Below are 18594 nucleotides of genomic sequence, written 5' to 3' on the forward strand. Positions count from 1 at the left end.
GACGCGTCGACTGCTACTAAGCTTCACAATCAAATGCTCTAGAGGATCTTTCCAATTAGAGGGTCTGCCGAACTTTCACTATCATCGGCTCGCTAAAAGAATCTAATCAGCTTTTCTGTTCTAGATTGTTTATTCTTCATCTGATTTAATTAATTCAGGAATATCAATCGTTAATCCCATGTCCTCGTCCTGAGGAACATCGGTAATTATTGGTTCATTTGAGTCTACTGCATCAATCGTATCACTGTCAAGTTCATTCGCCAAAACTTCTCTCAAAACTTCATGACCGTCACCGACATAAGAAGACATTGGCTTCAATACTTCTTCCCAGTCCCCGCTGCGCGCTTGATCGATTTGTGTTTCCAATAATAACAATAATTGTTGATGGAAGACACGCGTTTTCTTCTTCAAATCATTTGTTTCAGCAGCCAATTGACGCGCTTTAGAGGTTGCGTCCGTTAAGATTTCTTTTGCTTTATCTTCCGCCGTTGTCGTTAACAAGTTGGCTTTTTGCATTGCATTTGAGATCAATTCATCCGCACGGTTTTGCGCAGAAGTTACAATGACTTCAGATTCTTTGCTTGCAGAAGATTTTACTTTGTCCGCTGTATCTTGTGCCACAACGATTGATTGGTTCAACGCTTCCTTCAATTCATTGAAGTATTCTAATTTTTCTTCAGAATGTTTTAGTGCTTTTTCTAATTCACGATTTTTTGCGATGCTGTCTTCATAATCGCGAACGATCATATCTAAGAAATCATCGACTTCATCTTGATTATACCCACGCATTTTGGTGGAGAAACTTTTGTTTTGAATATCTAATGGAGTTAATGCCATATTATTGTTCACCTCATAAATTTATTTTCGTAAAACGCCTAAGCGCAAACGGAATTTTTCTTTCTTTGTTTTTCCTTCTAATCCTTGGATCTGAATCCGGCCAAATCCACGAACCGAAACGACATCTAGTAAATCAAGTAAATAATCTGGACGTTCATTGACTGACCAGTTTACTTTTACTTTTCCGGCTTCAACCAATTGCTTCGACCGTTGACGAGAAATATTGTAAACAGTAGAAATGATTGCATCTAAACGCATCGAAGTCGCTGTCGTCGTTTCTTCAGCCCAACTGTCTTTCGGTATGATAATCTCCGTATAAGATCGTTCCTCTAAATGAACAGATACACGACCGATCTTCGTTACCTGACTAACGATATAGCTCGCTGAGTCCTTCGCTAAAAAGATTTGCCAGCGATCACCATCAGAAATAATATCGCCAAAATAATCCCGCTTGATCCCTGCATTCATCAATGTTCCTAAAATCTTCCCATGAGAAAGCTCTGTAAACTTCTTAGGATAATTGATTTCGATCATTACAAGTTCAAAATCATCGATCTGCGGTTCATAATACTCAGGATAAATCATGCAGCGACAACGCTCAGCATCTTCATAACCGCCATAAAAAGAAAATTTCAATTCACTGTTTTCGCGAATCAAGGTTTCTAAGATATATGCTTGTCGAGGGTCTAAAAAATTCGTTAAGTAAGGCGCATATTGGCTTTCGACTTGTTCTAACCAATCGCCAACACTTTCAACAAATGGATGCTCTTCAGGTCTAAAGTGTTGATAGACATTCGCATTCATTTCGCCACCCCCTTAGAACATCAGATTAATCAGAATTCTTTGTAAAATCCTCATCGCAAAATTTAATGCAAAAATCGCTGCCATCACTGAAAAATCGATTCCACCAAATTGCAATGGCAATCGGCGAAACAAATCAAGAAACGGCTCACAAATTCGACTCAAAAGTTGTCCAAATCTAGATTGATAGGCTCCAGGGAACCATGACATCAATGCGTAGACAATCAAGATTGTCGTATAAAGATAAACTAGTCGAGTTAAAATATTAAAAAGTGTAATAATCAATTCCAAATAAGCGGCTCCTTTACATTTCTAAACCATAAATGTCATCATCAACCATTGAACTCAAAGCAGTATTGGTAATTTCAACGCTAGTCGGTGTACATAAAAACATTTCATTGCCGACACGTTTGATATCACCATCAATCATGAAAACAGCACCTGTCAGAAAATCAACGACGCGACGTGCCTTCATTTCATCTAAGGACTGAAAGTTGATCAAAACAACTTCACCTTGCCCAACTCGCTTCGCAATAGTCATCGCCTCGTTATAGGCTCTTGGTTCAACTACTGAAATACGATTTTTACTTTTTTGTTCAATTTTTGGTGCAAGTCGTTGTGCCCGACTATTATTGTTTGGCATCGATACGACTTTTTCGTTTTTCTTTGGTGCGCTTTCAGCTTTTTTCATTACAGCTTCAGCTCTACGATTTGTCTGAGGTTCAGCAACTGGCTGAGCCTTCGTTTGAACTCTTGCTTTTGGACGTTCAATCTCTTGCTTTTGATATGTAGAACGTGGCGCTCTGACGCGTTCTTTTTTAGGCGCGCTTTGTTGTTGTGGGCGGCTAACCTGCTTCTTTGGTGCAGGTGCTGCTTCTTCGTACATATCATCATCCGCTAAACCAAAAAAATCAGTGATCTTTGCTAGACTAATTCCCATTAACTTTACCTAACCTTTCCTAAATAGTGCCGTTCCGATTCGAACAAAAGTGGCACCTTCTTCAATTGCCGTTTTGAAGTCTTGGCTCATCCCCATGCTCAATTCTGTACATGGTGCGTACTGCAAGTTTTTTTCTTTCACACTCACTTGAAGCTGTTTCAAGGTAGAAAAAATAGTGCGGACCTCCTGTTGACTTGCGTCATAAGGAGCCATGGTCATTAATCCGACCACATAGACCTTGTCTAATTTTTCCAATTCTTCAACAAAAGAATGAAGCTCTTCAGGTTTGAGCCCGTGCTTCGATTCTTCTCCAGAAACATTCACCTCAATAAAACAATGAATCGGATGCTCTGCACGCTTTTGAATTTCTTGTGCCAAGCGTAAACTATCCAACGCATGAAAGTAATCAATTTCATTTATAATCAATTTTACCTTGCGACGCTGTAAATTACCAATAAGATGCCATTTTATCTGTTGATCGTGTGAAAAACTTTGCTTTTTTTCAAGTAATTTGTCTACTCTATTTTCAGCTAAATCTGTCACGCCTAATTCAACGAGTTCTTTTGCTGCTATGGAGTCGACACTCTTGGTCACCGCAACCATCGTAATATCCTGCAAGTTACGTGAAACAAGAGCACACGACTCCTGAATCTCTTGCTCGATTCTATGCAAGTTTTCAGCGATCATGTGCTCTCCCCCTCTTATTTTCTACGGCGAAAGAATGGTGGTGTGTCTAGTTCTTCGTCTTTTTCAGGTTTTACTTCTTCACGGTTGAACGTTTCAAATTCTTTCTTTTCGATATTCTCAAATTGTGTTTCTTCAACTTTTGGGCGAATGTTTTCTTCTTTGCGAATGTCCCATTCTCCGAAAGCCGACTGACCTTCATTGTTTCTTGAAGGTTCAATATCTAAATTTTGCTTTTGAGGAACTGATTGGATTTGGCTAGCACGTTGTGTGTTACGAGTAGCCTTACGCTCCTTTTTTGTTGGATCAATTCCTGTCGCAATTACTGTAACTCGAATTTCATCGCCTAATTCTTCGCTGATTGATGTACCTAAAATAATGTTTACATCACCGGTTGCTGCATTTGCAACAATATCAGAAGCATCTTGTGCTTCGAATAATGTCATGTCTAAACCGCCTGTAATGTTCAATAATACTTGTTCCGCACCATCGATTGAAGTTTCTAATAATGGAGAAGAGATTGCCTTCTTCGTTGCTTCGACTACGCGATCTTCACCACTAGCAACACCGATACCCATCAATGCAGTTCCTTGATTTGCCATCACAGTTTTCACATCGGCAAAGTCCAAGTTTACATATCCAGGAGCTGTAATCAAGTCAGAAATACCTTGAACTCCTTGGCGTAGCACATTATCCGCTTCACGGAATGCTTCAAGCATTGGCGTCTTCTTGTCAACAACTTCAAGTAAACGGTTGTTTGAGATAATTAATAAGGTATCTACATTTTCCTTCAGTAATGAAATACCTTCTGCCGCGAAACGTCCGCGTTTTGGTCCTTCGAAGCTAAATGGACGCGTTACGACACCGACTGTCAAAGCACCAAGATCTTTTGCGATTTTCGCAACGATCGGAGCAGCTCCAGTACCAGTACCGCCGCCCATTCCGGCAGTGATAAAGACCATATCTGCACCTTCAAGTGCATCACTAATTGCTTGTTCGCTTTCTTCTGCTGACTTTTGGCCAACTTCAGGTTGCGATCCAGCACCTAACCCACGAGTATATTTAGGGCCTAATTGAATCACTGTTTCTGCTTTTGAATTTTTAAGGGCTTGTACATCAGTGTTTGATGCGATGAATTCAACGCCTTTGACGTTTTCTTCGATCATACGGTTAATGGCGTTTCCGCCGCCTCCGCCAACACCGATAACTTTAATAACTGCACCTTCGTTAATATTGTTATCTATTGAGAATTCCATGTTTTCTATTCCTCCTACTTCATACTAATGTAATTACTTTTTCAGGAAAAAAGTAAGCCTTCATTTTCATCCGTCTATCATTCTACTAATATTACGCTAAAGCGTAAAGAAGAAGCATCCTCTTATAAAATTAATCAAAAATATTTGAAAAGAAATCTTTGATCTTTCCAGTTACTTTTTCTTCATTTTTTGGCTTTGTTTCTTCTTCATAGTCATTTGCTGCTTCGTAATCATCATATACAGGAGCTGTTGAAACAGCATTTGTTTGAGGTGAAGTAGATAAGGACACTTTTTCACCTGTAACAGCAGATTTTGCTAAATGATACACATCACTTAGTTCAGCTGAATAATTGACGATACTGATGACATTTGTAAAGACTGGATTTCTCAATCCCATTTGATTTGGTACGTGCAGCTTCACTGTTGTCCCAAAAATATCTTCTGCTAAATCGACCACGCCTGGTAAGCTAGCCGCCCCACCTGTCAACACAACACCGCCAGGTAAATCTAAGGCTTCGATTTCATCCAATGCTTCTTTGGCTTTACGGAAAATTTGTTCCAGCCGTGCTTCGATGATCTCAGCTAGATAGCGTTCGTCCACTTTCACAGGATCTGTTTTCCCAATAACATCTACTGGGAAATCTTCGTCAGCAGACGTACGACTTGGATAGGCATCTCCATAATTGATTTTCAATGCCTCTGCATTGTTGAATGACGTATTTAAGACGATGGAAATATCTTTTGTAACAAACTCTCCGCCTTCTTGATCCACGTGAGTGAATTTTAATTGCTTATCGTGCATAACTGCCGTTGTTGTTTGACCGCCGCCCATGTCGATAACAATCGTACCAAAATCTTTCTCACCATCTGATAAAGTAGACTCTGTCAATGCTAAAGAAGTAATCACTGTTTCAGCAACAGTCAATCCTGCTTTTTCTACACATTTTGTAATGTTATGGATAATCGTCTTAGGCCCTGTAAAGACCAGTCCGAACATTTCAAGTCGAACACCGATCATCCCTCGTGGATCCTTGATGCCTTCAAAGCCATCAACAGTAAACTCTTGAGGTAATAATGCAACGATTTGTCTTTCAGGAGGAACTGAACGAACCATTGCTGCTGAAGCGACATTACGAACGTCTTCATCCATAATTTCTTTCGATTCATTATTAACAGCGATCATTCCCTGACAAGTCTCAACTTCTAATAAGTTGGCAGGTAATCCTACGCTGACACTTTTGATCTGAATCCCGGCTTTTTCCTCGGCCTGTTTTACTGCTCGTTGAATCGCTTGTACTGTTTTATCAATATCTACGATAATCCCACGGTTGATTCCTTCTGATTTTGCGTTTCCAACACCAATGATATTCATTTGGCTATCGATGTACTCGGCAACAACAACTTTTATCGATGTTGTCCCGATATCAAGGCCTACATACATTCCTGCTTTTGCCATGAATGGGATTCCCTCCTATTTTCAAATAAATGCTTTATTCAGATTTAATATTTTAAGTTACTGTTAAGCATGAAATATAATTATTTGCAAGTAATTCACTGCCTTCAATTTTACCACATTTTGCCTAGAATGAAAAAGAAGATTCAACATTTTCTTGTAATAAATTTAATCATTCCCAGCGGGTGTTTCGGTTTGTTCTGTTGAGTCCTGCGCTGAATCTTCAGTAGCTGAATTCTCAGCGTAGGGGTAGCTGTAAATCCCTGCTTCCATATCTACGACACCTTTGATTTGTTTGTCATTCATTTCTTTGGCGACCTGAGGATAATAATTCATTTTAGTGCCTAATTCATTAATACTTACCAAAACTTTATTTCCATCATTCATGAAAATTTCTAGCAACTCTTTATTCTCACTTGTTGGAGCGTACTTGATCTGAGAAATTCCCTGTTTGACTTCTTCTGTTAATTTTTTATAGCCATCTAGTACATTTAAAATGCGTTTTGATCCAGTAAAGCTTTCCAGGATCGGTAAATCGCCATTACTTTTTTCAACTTCAACTGGTATGATTTTCCCATTAGAAATAACAGGTGAATATTTCCCATTACTTTCCAAATAAGCGACTTCCGGAAATTCTTTTACTTGCACTTCGAAATGATTAAAGCCATCAATATGGACTTCCGCATTTTCAATTTGCAATTCTTGCTTCTTTAACTTCTTGATATTATCTTGACGGTCAAAAAACTGACTCCAAAGATTATCGCCTACAGTAAAATTGAGTTCTTTTTTTATTACCTCTGCTGAAATTCTCTCATTACCTTGGACACTCACTCCGCCTAGCTTACCCAAGGGCGAAATATAATATAATAATAATAGTGCCGGTATTGAAAATAGTCCGATCAAAATTGAAGACCTGCGAACCAAACGACGATTTCGCTCGTGCTTGATGTTTGGCAGCCGTTCTAAGAAAGATCCATTTTTCGGTCCTTTCGAAGTCTCTTCTTCTTCCGTGTTCTCTTCTATCTCAAATTCAGCATCGATTGTTTCCTGCTCTACTGGTACTTCGTCTTCTTCATCGGCGGGTTCATCAGTGCTTGATGTCTCCGAGTGCTCAGAAATACTGGGTGGTACTTCCGGTTCGCCATTTTCTAGTGCTTTCTGCTTCAAATATTCCATATTTGCTAATTGCCAAGGTGTTAAATTTTCTTTTTTAGGTTTTGGTTTTTCCTCTTGCTCTTTGTTTTCCTCTGGAAACTCTTCGCGGCTAATGTTCCTCACCTCCAAAAACTATTTGACGATCTCGTTTACCAATGCCCAAAGGCGCTCAGCTGCATCGGGTATCCCTTCTTGTCGAGAGGCTTTCGCCATATTTTCTCTTTTTTCAGAGTCCGCCATGATTTCATCTACAGCTTCTACTAGATTTTCACCTGTTAACTCTGCATCAGTAATCATCTTGACAGCCCCAGCATTTACTAAGCTTTGTGCATTTTTTGTTTGATGATCGTTTGTCACATAAGGACTCGGAATTAAAATTGCTGGCAATCCCAAGGCCGTAAATTCTGCAATTGATGTTGCTCCAGCCCGACCGATCAACAGATCAACATTCGCCATAACGTCTGTCATATTTTTTATATATGGTTGCAGCGAAAGGTTGTGACTGATTTTGTCTACATCGATTTTTTCGGAAATCTCGTTATAATAACGATCTCCTGAAGCGTAAAGTACTTGGTATTCTTTTTGAGAAAATTTAGGCAGTGCTTGAATAACTGCCTGATTTATTTTTAATGCGCCCTGGCTTCCACCGAAAATTAAAACTGTAGGGATATCGGAAAATAATCCGTACTGTTCTAAAACCTCCGATTTTCCGCTAGTAACAACTTCTTGAGCTCTCGGATTCCCTACTAATACTGTTTTATTTTCTGGAAAATATTGCGCTGCATCCGGAAAACAAATCCCAATTCGGTCAGCAAAGCGACTTAAAAACTTGTTTGTGATCCCTGGAACGCTATTTTGTTCGTGAACAATCGTTGGAATTTTCATTCGTGCAGCTGCATAGACCACGGATCCAGAGACATAGCCCCCCGTTCCGATGACAACATCTGGCTTGAACTCACGTAAGATTTCTTTCGAACGCTTAATACTCTCAAGAAACAACTGTACGGTCTTTACATTATCTAACGAAAGTTTTCGTTTGAATCCTTGAATTTTGATTGTTTTAAAAGAGATGCCTGTCTCAGGCACGATTTTATTTTCCAACCCTCGATGTGTTCCCACATATAAAAATTCAGAATCCGGTTGGATTTTTTGTACGTAACGGATAAATGCTAAGGCTGGATAGATGTGTCCGCCCGTGCCGCCGCCTGTCACAAGTATTCTCATTTCATTTTCCCTACTTTTCTAACTGTTTCACAGCTTGCATAAATTTGTCTCCACGAATTTCAAAGTTGGGGTATTGATCCCAACTTGCATTAGCGGGAGAAAGTAAAATACTGTCGCCCTCTTTGCTTTGCTCATACGCCAATGGTACGGCAGTCTCAACATTTGATGTTTTAATGATTGTTTCAACTCCTGCTTGTTTCGCAGCATCAGCTAATTTATCTTTTGTTTCACCAAAAAGAATCATTGCTTTGATTCCTTCGAGTGAAGGTATTAGTTCATCAAATCCATTTCCGCGATCCAAACCACCCGCTAATAAAATCAGGCGATCATTATCGAAACCGCTTAATGCCATTTCTGTAGCTAAACTATTCGTGGCTTTTGAATCATTGTAAAATTTCCGTCCATTGATTGTATCTACATACTGTGTTCGATGCGGTACACCATGGAAATTACTCAATGCTGTCCGAATGCTTTTATTGGAAACGCCTTTTAATTTTGCTACAACAATTGCGGCTAGAGCATTTTCAATATTATGTGCGCCGGGTACTCCTAGTTCGGAAGCATCCATGATTTTTTCGTCTTGGTAATATAATGCACCCTCTAATAGATAAGAACCATTTCGTAATACCTCTTTAGTTGAGAAAGGAACAACAGTTGCTTTAGTTCCTCTGCTCATTTCCTGTAATTCCTCTGAATTCCAATTGAGTACTAAGTAATCTGTAGCCGTCATATTTTCTTGAATCGCCCATTTTGCCGCCACGTAGTTTTCTCGAGTCTTGTGATAATCCAAATGCGCTTCGTAAATATTTGTAATCACAGCAATTTGCGGCTTAAATTCTTTGATCCCCATTAGTTGAAAGCTCGATAGCTCCATAACGATGTCATCATCTGCACTTGCCTTTGCAGCAACTTCACTACCCGGAAAACCAATATTCCCAGCTAAGTGAGCTTTTCCTGCCGCTCTTTCTTGATTCAACAATAGACCGATCATGGTGGTTGTCGTCGTCTTGCCATTCGTTCCAGTGATTCCAACGATTGGGCACTCTGCGACTTGATAAGCCAACTCCACTTCGGTCAAGATTGGGATATGCAGTTCTTCTGCTTTTGCTACTAAAGGATTATCGTACGGAATTCCAGGATTTTTAACCATCAAAGAGAAATCTTCATCCAACAATTCGATCGGATGATGTCCAGTGATCACTCGTACGCCTTGCTCCAATAACCCTTGGGCTTCTGGATTTTCTTCAAACGGCTTTCCATCGTTGACCGTAACAAGTGCGCCCAAGTCATTTAATAACTTGGCCGCACTAAATCCACTTTTTGCTAATCCTAATACTAATACTTTTTCGTTCTCATATTGTTTGATTTGTTTCATTTTCTAGTCATCTCCTACAGTACGATCAATAAAACAACAATGGATGCAATAAGTCCAATTGCCCAAAACACCGTATCCACTTTCCATTCTGACCAACCAGACATTTCAAAATGGTGATGCAATGGGGACATTTTAAAAACACGCTTCCCTGTCATTTTAAAGGAAGTGACTTGAATAATCACGCTTGCTGTTTCAAAAATGTAAACCAATCCAACCAGTAGCAATGTCCACTCTTGATGCAAAATGATCGACACAGCTGCCAACAATCCACCCAAAGCGAGTGAACCAACATCACCCATGAAAATTTTCGCCGGTTTCTTATTGTATGGGAAAAATCCGACTAATCCGCCCATGACTGCAAGACAGACAATCAATACCTCGTACTGTTGCTGATGCCATGCGATGATTCCATATGTTGCAAAGGAGATCGTTCCTAGACCAGAAACCAATCCATCAATTCCGTCAGTTAAGTTTACTGCATTAGAAAAGCCAACCAGCCATATAATCACAAACAAGCCGTAAATAATATTTAATGGTAAATCAATACCAAAGAAATTCAAGGTATTCGGGTAGCCTTCCATTCGATAAACAATGTAAAAGACAATTGCTACGATAACTTGTGCAATAAATTTTTGCCCAGAAGTCAGTCCTTCATTTTGTTTCTTCGACAATTTGATGAAATCATCTAAAAATCCGATGATTCCATACAATAGTAAAACAAAGACCAAAATTAGTAGCGATGTTGTCATTTGATGAGCCCAAAGGCTAAACCAAATCGCAGTGATCACTGCGGCAGCTAAAAATCCTAACCCACCCATTGTGGGAGTTCCCGCTTTTGAATTATGCCATTTCGGACCTTCATCCCGAATTTCTTGTCCTTGTTTCTTCATTCTAAAGTAACCAATAATAAAAGGCATGCCTGCAACAGTAATTGCGAAACTACTGGCAAAAGCAATAAATAGTTGTGCCGGTTGCATTTTTTTCTCTCCAGTCCTAACCTAACGTGATTTTCAATTTCTTTTTAGATACTTCTGTATAAGGAGCAATACTTTGTTTCGTGCAATAACCGTCCCCTTTAAAGCTAACATCAATATCTAATAGATTGGTCAATTTTAAGATATCTGCTTTTGACCAGCCACGAACATCGGGCATTTCTTTCTTCCCATCTGTCAACAAAATCAAATGTTCATTTGCCATGACTTTTTCTCCTGGCTTCGCAGATTGTTGAACGACCTTGTCGCCGTCTCCAACAACTACCGCAGTCACTCCGCGTTTATTAGCATCAGCCGCTGCTTTAGCAGTTGAAAGATTGCGATAATCTTCTACAGTGACTTTTGTATTGCTTTCTTCGTTCGAAGAATCTGAATCGCTATTTTGGAAATCCATTGCACGACTCAGTAATGGATTCGCGATATCACCCAAAATCCCTGCTTTGTTCTCTTGCGGCTGTTTCATCGTTAAGTACAAGATATACTCTGGGTCCTCGGAAGGAAGCATCAAAGCAATTGAATAGATATAGTTTGTTTCACCAGTCAAATACCGACCGTTTTCTGCAATCTGTGCTGTTCCTGTCTTTGCTGAAATATTATATCCTGGCACTTTATATTGATCGTACGCAGAACCATAGTTTTCACTTTCAACAGTATCTCGCATATATTCACGGACCTTTTTCGCAGTTTCGGGTGTAATTGGCTCACCCACTACTTCTGGCTTCATGATAATTTCTTTTCCAGTATTAGGGTTAGAAACTTTTTCAATATAATGAGGCTGTAACATTTTTCCATCATTTGCTACTGCGGTGAACCCGCGCATCATTTGGAAGTTTGTTACACCAATTGCTTGCCCATATGCGCTCATCGCTTGGTCAACGATATTGCTTGTTGGCAGCGTGCCTTTCGTTTCACCTGGTAAACCAGAGTAGGTACTTTGACCGAAGCCAAAACGCTTTACGTATTCAGGCCACTTATCGCCTAATCGTTCCTCTAATTTGACCATCCCGACATTACTAGACCAAGACAGCGCTTGACGCATGGTCAAAATTCCTTTTTTACCCAGATCCCAGTCATTAATGGTAGCGTCAGCTACTTGGATCTTGCCAGACATATAACTTTCATTTTCATTAAAGATGCCTTCATTTACTGCAGCAGCAGTAGTAAAGACCTTCATCGTCGAACCAGGTTCATAACTATCTTCTATCAAGAAATTCCGCCACGCATCTTCTTCTCCTAATCCTTCTTTCGTTTCAGGATTAAAGGTCGGACGTTGAGACATCGCAAGAATATCTCCTGTTTTGGCTTGCATTAATGTTGCGGTCATTTCTGAAGGTTTTGCTTCTGCATTGACTTTGTCTAATAATGTTTCCAAATAACTTTGAAGACCTGCATCTAAGGTTGTGTAAATGTCCTCTCCGTTGACTGCCTTTTTTTCTTCGGCAACACTACCTGGAATAGGGCGCTGATTTTCGTCTTTCTGGTAAACGACTTTTCCATCTTTCCCTTTTAAGACATCATCATAGGCCGCTTCAAGCCCCATCATTCCGACCAATGCTTCTTTTTTATCTGGTTGTGCATAGCCGATGAAATGAGACGCGAAATTCCCATTTGGATACATCCGATCGGTGTGTTCGTTAAAGTACAGGCCTTTAACTTTCGCAGCTTTCATTGCATCCTCAATATTTTGTTTGGTTTCTTCAGAGATATTTTTCCCTTTGCTTCCAAATTCAACCTGATAGTACTTACTTGTACCATCACTGTTTATACCGCTTTTCAGGGTTTTTAGCGCTGACTTTTCTTTGATCCCTAAATACTTATGTAAAATAGAAGCTAACTCGTCAAAGTTTTTTTCTTGCGCGTATAGTTTATCTTTCCCTGATACATAACTTTCTGAAAGAATCGCATAGATCGAGTAAGAGGTTGCATCTTCTGCGATGACTTCCCCATTGCGATCATAGATCGTCCCGCGCTTCGCCTTGACAACCTCGCCGCCGTGGTACAATTCCTCTGTTTTAGCCTTCAAGGAGGTTCCCGCAACGTGTCCGCCCGCTACAACATAAATCATGCGAACGGCAAACAAAAAGAACAATCCAATACTTGTAGCAAACAAAATAACGCCTACTTTTTTGCGATTGTTCATCGGAGTTAAATTCTTTTTTCGGATTTTTCTTCGTAGCCTTTTAAAGCTCATTTACTTCACTTTCCTTAAATTCGCGTCATTGATCGAAAGACCAGCTTTCTCAGCAACTTCTTTAAGCCGATCGGAACGAGACAATTCGCTCTTTTCTTGTTGTAGTTGGGTCGCTGTTTTTTCATTTGCGTCAATGTTCGTTTGAATACTTGTAATTTCATTTTGAGTTTTACTGATTTCGTTACGATAATTAACCATCACGATAGATAGTCCAATCAACATCACTAAGAAGGCTAACACAGCAAATTTTTCAACTCGTGTGATTTTCTTTAAGCGATCTCCAGGAGAAACGAAGACTTGAAAAGAATCTGGCGTTTGGTGAATCTCTTCTTGCTGAGAATCAAATTGAAACTGTTGTTTATCTTTTAATTCAGCCATCGTCCTTATCCTTTCTTCACTTTCTCAGCGATTCGCAATTTAGCACTTCTCGCGCGGTTATTTTCATTTAATTCCTCTTCTGAGGCAACTATTGGTTTACGATTGACCAGTTTTAATACTGGTTGAAATTCTTCCGGTACCATCGGCAAGCCCGGAGGCATGTCTTTTGGTGTACTGAATTCTTTAAACATCGTTTTGACGATCCGATCTTCTAGTGAATGGAAGGTAATCACGCTGACTCTTCCTTCAATCGCTAACAAGTCAATCGCCTGCTCTAAAGAACTCTCGATCGCACCTAACTCATCATTTACTGCAATACGTATTGCTTGGAAAACACGTTTAGCGGGATGTCCGCCTTTACGTCTCGCAGGTGCAGGTATCACTTCTTTAATAATATCTACTAACTGTCCAGTCGTTTCGATTGGTTGTTCTTCTCGCTTGCGTTCAATCACACGAGCGATTTGCTTAGAAAATTTTTCTTCTCCATAACGGAAAAATATTTTCACTAATTCATGATAAGAATAATCATTTACAACTTGATACGCACTCAAAGGTGCATCTTGATCCATGCGCATATCCAGTGGTGCATCTTGATGATAACTAAAGCCACGCTCTGCTTCGTCCAGTTGTGGAGAGGAAACACCTAGATCATATAAAATCCCATCGACTTCCGTCACACCTAAGTGATTTAATTCAGCCGTAAGTTCTCTAAAATTAGCTTTAACAAAGGTCACTTGATTTTTTTGTACATACTCAGCTAAGCGGATTTTTGCGTTATCAATTGCTTTTTGATCTTGATCAAAAGCATAAAGGTGCCCGTCCGCGTTTAGCTGACTCAGTAAATATTCACTATGTCCAGCTCCGCCCAATGTACAATCAACATAAATACCGTCTGGTTTGATTGCTAGACCATCAACTGTTTCATGAAGCAAAACGGTTGTATGTTGAAAGTCTGTCATTCATAATCCTCTTCTCTAAAATCCAAAATCGACCATTGTTTCTGCAATGTCATCAAAACTAGCTTCTGTTTCTTTTGTAAAGTCATTCCAACGTGTTTGATCCCAAATCTCGATTCGATTAGCGACCCCAATAATCACACACTCTTTTTCAATTGAAGCGTGACTGCGTAAAGATGCTGGGATGTTAATTCGACCTTGCTTATCAATCTCACACTCAGTGGCTGCTGAATAGAAAAAACGTACGAACGCGCGCGCATCCTTCTTAGAAAGCGGCATCTCATTCAACTTTGTTTCTAGTTGGCTCCATTCGTCTAATGGGTACCCAAACAGACAACCGTCCATGCCTCGGGTAACAACGAATTTTTCGCCTAATTGTTCACGTAATTTTGATGGAACGATCAATCGACCTTTCGCATCAATATTGTGCTGAAATTCACCCATGAACATCTAGACTCCACCCCTTTTTACCACCGCATGAGATTAGTCTACCACAATCCCCCACAATCTACCACATTTTGTAAAAAACAAAAATAACACTTTTTTGACCTTCTCTAACCATGTTGTCTTGTCAGGCAGAAGGCGGGTAATTTAGAGTCTTTTAGAAGTTTTTAGCGTTTATAAGGCATTAATAATACTAGCGATAATCAGTATAAAATAGACCAGAACAGACAATAAGAACGTCAAGCGCCAAAACATCTTAAAGAAGCGACCATACATGATTTCGCGATAGCGATAGGCTTGAAAGACCACAACACTTATCCCTAATAATAGGATGGTTAATAAAAAATATGGTAAAATCGAAAACGAACTAATACTTTTTGAAATTTCGTGCATTCCAACAATTAAAAATGGCACAGTAATATCTGGCGTTTTCAAATTGAAGCGTTGTTTTAATTTAAAAGTTGTTACGATATAATCAGACCCTAAAAAGACGATTATTGGAAAAATGTACCATAACAATAATATTGGTGAAAATGATGCCAACAAATACAGTCCTTCCTCTTCAAACTACTACCCTCACTATACTGCATTATCGTTACATTCGTGTTTCAATTCATTTAAAATATAAAGGATTTAGAGAGTTTTAACAATTGAATTCGCAATATCGTCGCGAAAAGATTTCTTAGTATTTTTTAAAAGTTTTTTCCAGTTGATTGCGGAGTTTTACGAAATAGAGTATGATGAATTTGAAATTTTTTTGAGGATGGTGACATCATGAATAACAAAAAATCCACTAGTACATTTTCTAAAGTTACCAAGGTTGTTATTTGGACCATGTTAATTTTAACAATTGGTTCATTAGTTTTGAGTAGTCTACTTAGTATTATGTAAGCAAATAGCCGGAGCAGCTGCTCCGGCTATTTTTTTGCTAATTGCAATAATTCTTTGGCATGCTTCACCGTTAGATCGGTAATTTCGGTTCCAGCAAGCATTCGCGCGATCTCTTCTGTCCGATCTGCTTCCTTCATTTCTTCCACCTTCGTCACTGTCCGACCGCCAACGATTTCTTTGCGAATAAATAGTTGATGATCTGCTTTTGCAGCTACTTGAGGAAGGTGCGTGATGCAGAGCGCCTGAGAATTCTTTCCGATTTGATAAATTTTATCTGCAATTGCTTGTGCGACACGACCACTCACTCCTGTGTCAACTTCATCAAAGACGATACTCGTCAGCTCTTGCGTTTTTGAAAAAATGGTTTTTAATGCCAACATGATCCGAGAAATCTCTCCGCCGGATGCTACCTTAACTAAAGGCTTCAGGGGTTCCCCAGGATTGGTCGTAATATAAAATTCTACTTCATCTATACCATCTGATACAAAAGAAATTTCCTTAAATACTACTTTAAATCGGGCGTTTTCCATATAAAGATCTTTCAACTCTCGTTGAATTTCTGCTTCTAACTTCTCCGCCATACTTTTTCGAGCAGTTTGCAGCGTCTTCGCGAATTCGTGAAGCTGCTCCTCTTTGTCGATTAGCTCCTTCTCAAGCTTTTCAAGCTTGTCTCCGGAAAAATCAGAGTCTAGTAATTCTTGACTGATTTGATCATAGTATTTCAAAATATGCTCGATCGAATCGCCATATTTTCTTTTTAATTGATGGATCAATTCTAAACGCTCATTGACTAAATCCAGTCGCTCTTCATCTAACTCCAAAAGATCCAACTGACGCCCTATCTCACTAACAGCGTCTTGCAGCAAATAATATGCGCTATGAACATTGTCTGAGATATTTTCGTACTCTTTATCTAGAGAAGCAATTGTTTGCAGTTCTTGACTCGCTGACCCAATCGCATCAAGAGAACTCGTTTCCTCGTTCGTCATCGCTTGATAGCTGTTCGAAAGACTGTCGACGATTCGTTGGTAGTTCGTCAGCTTCTCACGTTCTTCAAGCAGCTTCTCCTCTTCACCAACTGTCAATTCTGCATTTCCGATCTCTTCTTGTTGAAACGTCAACATATCGATTCGTTGGACAAAGGATTGTTCGTTTTGCTTAAACTTTTTGACTTGGTTCACCAAAGTAATATAGCTTCGATACGCCGTTTGATACGTCAGTTTAATTTGCTGAAAAGCAGCATCACCAAAACTATCCAGCAATCGTAAATGGGATTCAGGATGCATAAGCTCCTGATGATCATTTTGCCCCTGAATATCAACTAAAAACTGTCCAATTCGTCGTAAGTTAGCTAGCGTCACGATCCTGCCATTGACTCGGGAGATGCTTTTTCCAGAGACATTCAAGTCTCTTTGAACGATGAGCCCTGCTTCGTCAACCTCAATACCTAACTCTTCCATGAGAAGCTGAAATTCATTCTGCTTTGGTAAATCGAAGAGGCCTTCAATCAAACATTTCTCGCTGCCTTGTCGAATGTATTCGATGGATGAACGGGCACCCGCTAATAAGCTGACGGCATCAATAATAATTGATTTTCCGGCACCCGTTTCACCAGTCAAAGCTGTCATGCCGTCGGTAAAACCCAAGTGCAACGAAGAAATGATGGCAAAATTTTTGATTGTCAATTCTTGTAACATTCTTCAGATTCTCCTTTTAATGAGACATGCTACTTATTTTGACTTTTCTGAGCAATATCTTGCTGAATGTACTTGGCATCTTCTTCTGTTCTAGCGATCATCAAGATACTGTCATCATCATTCAAAGTCGTAAATAAGATTTTCGTGAATTGTTTCTCTAATAAATTTGCACAGGCCGAAGCATTCCCAGGCAATGTTTTTACTGTGATAAATTTTTCCATTTGATCAACGAAAACGACTGCTTCTTTTAAAAGATCTGCTAATTTTCCATTCACGTCTTCTTGTTCTTTTCGCGGTACGCTATAGCGATAGCCGCCATTTTGAGCCGGAACTTTGATCAGCTTCATTTCTTTGATGTCTCGTGAAATCGTTGCTTGTGTGACTGTCACGCCTTGTTGAGAAAGAATTTCTACAAAATCTTCTTGTTTTTTTACATCGTACTCGTTCAACAATTGTGTGATAATCCGATGCCGCTCTTGTTTCCGCATTCCGTTTCCTCCTGACTACTTATCTAGCTTTTGATGCGCTTCTGAAACGACGTTCGCCAAATCGATTGCTGCATTTAGGGTTCCGGGAACAGGGACCTTTTTCAGATGAGCTAAAAATTCGATATTTCCCTCACCACCAGTAATAGGAGAGTATGTTAGTTCCTGCACATCAAATCCATGAGCTGCCGCAAAGGACGTAATGTCTTCTAAAACCATTAGATGCGTCTTCGGGTCTTTGATGATGCCCTTTTTACCTACATATTCTTTTCCAGCTTCAAACTGCGGCTTGATCAATGCGACGACATCGCCATCATCTGTCAAGATTTCATGTAACGGAGGCAAAATCAATTTTAATGAGATAAACGACACGTCGATCGTTGCAAAATTTGGTTGTCCTTGATCAAAATCTTCCCGTTTTGAATAACGGAAATTGGTGCGTTCCATCACTACGACACGTTCGTCTTGGCGCAGCTTCCATGCTAACTGATTGTAGCCGACATCTAATGCATAGCTCAACGTAGCACCGTTTTGCAATGCTACATCGGTGAAGCCGCCAGTCGAAGAACCAATATCTAGTAGGATTTTTTGATGGATATCCACATCGAAAGTTTTCAATGCTTTTTCTAATTTTAGTCCTCCACGAGAAACATACGCAAGACTTTGACCTTTTACTTGCAAGATAGTCTCAATCGATATTTTCTCGCCAGGTTTGTCTAACCGCTCGTTTTTTTGATCGTAAACAAGCCCAGCCATTACACCGCGTTTTGCTTTTTCTCTGGTTTCAAAAAGTCCTTGATTGAAAGCTAAAACATCGACACGTTCTTTTTTCATT

The 18594-nt window shown here is 39.6% G+C and carries 20 protein-coding genes; 1 reads left to right on the plus strand and 19 read right to left on the minus strand.

From position 1 onward, the window contains the following. Positions 1-129: 129 nt before the first annotated feature. From A5868_RS10755 to A5868_RS10830, 16 genes are all read right to left on the minus strand, one after another. On the minus strand, positions 130-837 hold the full coding sequence (locus A5868_RS10755) for a DivIVA domain-containing protein (RefSeq protein WP_010780231.1): 708 nt from the start codon (positions 835-837) through the stop codon (positions 130-132). Between the two features lie 21 nt (positions 838-858). Continuing rightward, complete coding sequence (locus tag A5868_RS10760; RefSeq protein WP_086303498.1) at positions 859-1641, minus strand: YlmH family RNA-binding protein; 783 nt, start codon at positions 1639-1641, stop codon at positions 859-861. Between the two features lie 12 nt (positions 1642-1653). Further along, positions 1654-1929, minus strand: coding sequence for a YggT family protein (locus A5868_RS10765; protein ID WP_010780229.1), 276 nt, complete (start codon positions 1927-1929; stop codon positions 1654-1656). A gap of 13 nt (positions 1930-1942) precedes the next feature. Further along, positions 1943-2578: a cell division protein SepF gene (locus A5868_RS10770; RefSeq protein WP_086303497.1), complete on the minus strand. Its 636-nt coding sequence runs from the start codon at positions 2576-2578 to the stop codon at positions 1943-1945. 9 nt (positions 2579-2587) lie between these two features. Continuing rightward, a complete protein-coding gene (locus A5868_RS10775; RefSeq protein WP_010780227.1) occupies positions 2588-3265 on the minus strand; it encodes a YggS family pyridoxal phosphate-dependent enzyme in 678 nt (225 codons plus the stop codon). Positions 3266-3279: 14 nt separating this feature from the next. After that, positions 3280-4518: a cell division protein FtsZ gene (ftsZ, locus tag A5868_RS10780; RefSeq protein ID WP_010780226.1), complete on the minus strand. Its 1239-nt coding sequence runs from the start codon at positions 4516-4518 to the stop codon at positions 3280-3282. Between the two features lie 130 nt (positions 4519-4648). After that, entirely contained in the window at positions 4649-5974 is a 1326-nt protein-coding gene (gene ftsA / locus A5868_RS10785) for a cell division protein FtsA (RefSeq protein WP_010780225.1), read from the minus strand. A gap of 165 nt (positions 5975-6139) precedes the next feature. Beyond that, positions 6140-7255, minus strand: a complete 1116-nt coding sequence (locus tag A5868_RS10790; protein ID WP_176281286.1) for a cell division protein FtsQ/DivIB — start codon at positions 7253-7255, stop codon at positions 6140-6142. Positions 7256-7258: 3 nt separating this feature from the next. Beyond that, positions 7259-8350, minus strand: a complete 1092-nt coding sequence (gene murG, locus A5868_RS10795) for an undecaprenyldiphospho-muramoylpentapeptide beta-N-acetylglucosaminyltransferase (RefSeq protein ID WP_086303496.1) — start codon at positions 8348-8350, stop codon at positions 7259-7261. Between the two features lie 10 nt (positions 8351-8360). Next, positions 8361-9725 carry a UDP-N-acetylmuramoyl-L-alanine--D-glutamate ligase gene (murD, locus tag A5868_RS10800; protein ID WP_086303495.1) on the minus strand — a complete coding sequence of 455 codons (1365 nt, stop codon included), beginning with the start codon at positions 9723-9725 and terminating at the stop codon, positions 8361-8363. A 14-nt stretch (positions 9726-9739) separates the two neighbouring features. Beyond that, positions 9740-10702: a phospho-N-acetylmuramoyl-pentapeptide-transferase gene (gene mraY, locus A5868_RS10805; protein ID WP_010780221.1), complete on the minus strand. Its 963-nt coding sequence runs from the start codon at positions 10700-10702 to the stop codon at positions 9740-9742. Between the two features lie 16 nt (positions 10703-10718). Further along, entirely contained in the window at positions 10719-12908 is a 2190-nt protein-coding gene (locus A5868_RS10810) for a penicillin-binding transpeptidase domain-containing protein (RefSeq protein WP_086303494.1), read from the minus strand. Next, positions 12909-13286: a cell division protein FtsL gene (gene ftsL, locus A5868_RS10815; protein WP_086303493.1), complete on the minus strand. Its 378-nt coding sequence runs from the start codon at positions 13284-13286 to the stop codon at positions 12909-12911. It lies immediately after the preceding gene. A gap of 5 nt (positions 13287-13291) precedes the next feature. Then, a complete protein-coding gene (rsmH, locus tag A5868_RS10820; protein ID WP_086303492.1) occupies positions 13292-14245 on the minus strand; it encodes a 16S rRNA (cytosine(1402)-N(4))-methyltransferase RsmH in 954 nt (317 codons plus the stop codon). Between the two features lie 15 nt (positions 14246-14260). Continuing rightward, on the minus strand, positions 14261-14692 hold the full coding sequence (gene mraZ / locus A5868_RS10825) for a division/cell wall cluster transcriptional repressor MraZ (protein WP_010780217.1): 432 nt from the start codon (positions 14690-14692) through the stop codon (positions 14261-14263). A gap of 168 nt (positions 14693-14860) precedes the next feature. Next, positions 14861-15232: a DUF3397 domain-containing protein gene (locus tag A5868_RS10830; protein WP_010780216.1), complete on the minus strand. Its 372-nt coding sequence runs from the start codon at positions 15230-15232 to the stop codon at positions 14861-14863. A gap of 228 nt (positions 15233-15460) precedes the next feature. Here A5868_RS10830 and A5868_RS10835 point away from each other — a divergent pair, with 228 nt between their 5' ends. Further along, entirely contained in the window at positions 15461-15577 is a 117-nt protein-coding gene (locus A5868_RS10835; RefSeq protein ID WP_010745911.1) for a DUF4044 domain-containing protein, read from the plus strand. Positions 15578-15603: 26 nt separating this feature from the next. On the opposite strand, the gene recN is transcribed toward A5868_RS10835, so the two are convergent. Genes recN through A5868_RS10850 form a run of 3 tightly spaced genes read right to left on the minus strand, consistent with a single transcriptional unit; the run spans position 15604 to position 18593 of the window. Then, entirely contained in the window at positions 15604-17274 is a 1671-nt protein-coding gene (gene recN, locus A5868_RS10840) for a DNA repair protein RecN (RefSeq protein ID WP_086303491.1), read from the minus strand. Positions 17275-17303: 29 nt separating this feature from the next. Then, a complete protein-coding gene (locus A5868_RS10845) occupies positions 17304-17762 on the minus strand; it encodes an arginine repressor (RefSeq protein ID WP_086303490.1) in 459 nt (152 codons plus the stop codon). A 15-nt stretch (positions 17763-17777) separates the two neighbouring features. Then, the gene (locus A5868_RS10850; RefSeq protein ID WP_086303489.1) at positions 17778-18593 is read right to left on the minus strand and encodes a TlyA family RNA methyltransferase; all 816 of its coding nucleotides are present in this window, start codon (positions 18591-18593) and stop codon (positions 17778-17780) included. Position 18594: the final 1 nt, after the last annotated feature.

This window comes from Enterococcus sp. 12F9_DIV0723 (assembly GCF_002174375.1).
GTDB lineage: Bacteria > Bacillota > Bacilli > Lactobacillales > Enterococcaceae > Enterococcus_A > Enterococcus_A gilvus.

Excerpts from the sequence above, each read along its gene's own strand:
- A5868_RS10755 (WP_010780231.1), bottom strand. The coding sequence starts at position 837 with ATGGCATTAACTCCATTAGATATTCAAAACAAAAGTTTCTCCACCAAA.
- A5868_RS10760 (WP_086303498.1), bottom strand. The coding sequence starts at position 1,641 with ATGAATGCGAATGTCTATCAACACTTTAGACCTGAAGAGCATCCATTT.
- A5868_RS10770 (WP_086303497.1), bottom strand. The coding sequence starts at position 2,578 with ATGGGAATTAGTCTAGCAAAGATCACTGATTTTTTTGGTTTAGCGGAT.
- A5868_RS10775 (WP_010780227.1), bottom strand. The coding sequence starts at position 3,265 with ATGATCGCTGAAAACTTGCATAGAATCGAGCAAGAGATTCAGGAGTCG.
- ftsZ (WP_010780226.1), bottom strand. The coding sequence starts at position 4,518 with ATGGAATTCTCAATAGATAACAATATTAACGAAGGTGCAGTTATTAAA.
- ftsA (WP_010780225.1), bottom strand. The coding sequence starts at position 5,974 with ATGGCAAAAGCAGGAATGTATGTAGGCCTTGATATCGGGACAACATCG.
- murG (WP_086303496.1), bottom strand. The coding sequence starts at position 8,350 with ATGAGAATACTTGTGACAGGCGGCGGCACGGGCGGACACATCTATCCA.
- murD (WP_086303495.1), bottom strand. The coding sequence starts at position 9,725 with ATGAAACAAATCAAACAATATGAGAACGAAAAAGTATTAGTATTAGGA.
- mraY (WP_010780221.1), bottom strand. The coding sequence starts at position 10,702 with ATGCAACCGGCACAACTATTTATTGCTTTTGCCAGTAGTTTCGCAATT.
- A5868_RS10810 (WP_086303494.1), bottom strand. The coding sequence starts at position 12,908 with ATGAGCTTTAAAAGGCTACGAAGAAAAATCCGAAAAAAGAATTTAACT.
- ftsL (WP_086303493.1), bottom strand. The coding sequence starts at position 13,286 with ATGGCTGAATTAAAAGATAAACAACAGTTTCAATTTGATTCTCAGCAA.
- rsmH (WP_086303492.1), bottom strand. The coding sequence starts at position 14,245 with ATGACAGACTTTCAACATACAACCGTTTTGCTTCATGAAACAGTTGAT.
- mraZ (WP_010780217.1), bottom strand. The coding sequence starts at position 14,692 with ATGTTCATGGGTGAATTTCAGCACAATATTGATGCGAAAGGTCGATTG.
- A5868_RS10835 (WP_010745911.1), top strand. The coding sequence starts at position 15,461 with ATGAATAACAAAAAATCCACTAGTACATTTTCTAAAGTTACCAAGGTT.
- recN (WP_086303491.1), bottom strand. The coding sequence starts at position 17,274 with ATGTTACAAGAATTGACAATCAAAAATTTTGCCATCATTTCTTCGTTG.
- A5868_RS10845 (WP_086303490.1), bottom strand. The coding sequence starts at position 17,762 with ATGCGGAAACAAGAGCGGCATCGGATTATCACACAATTGTTGAACGAG.
- A5868_RS10850 (WP_086303489.1), bottom strand. The coding sequence starts at position 18,593 with ATGAAAAAAGAACGTGTCGATGTTTTAGCTTTCAATCAAGGACTTTTT.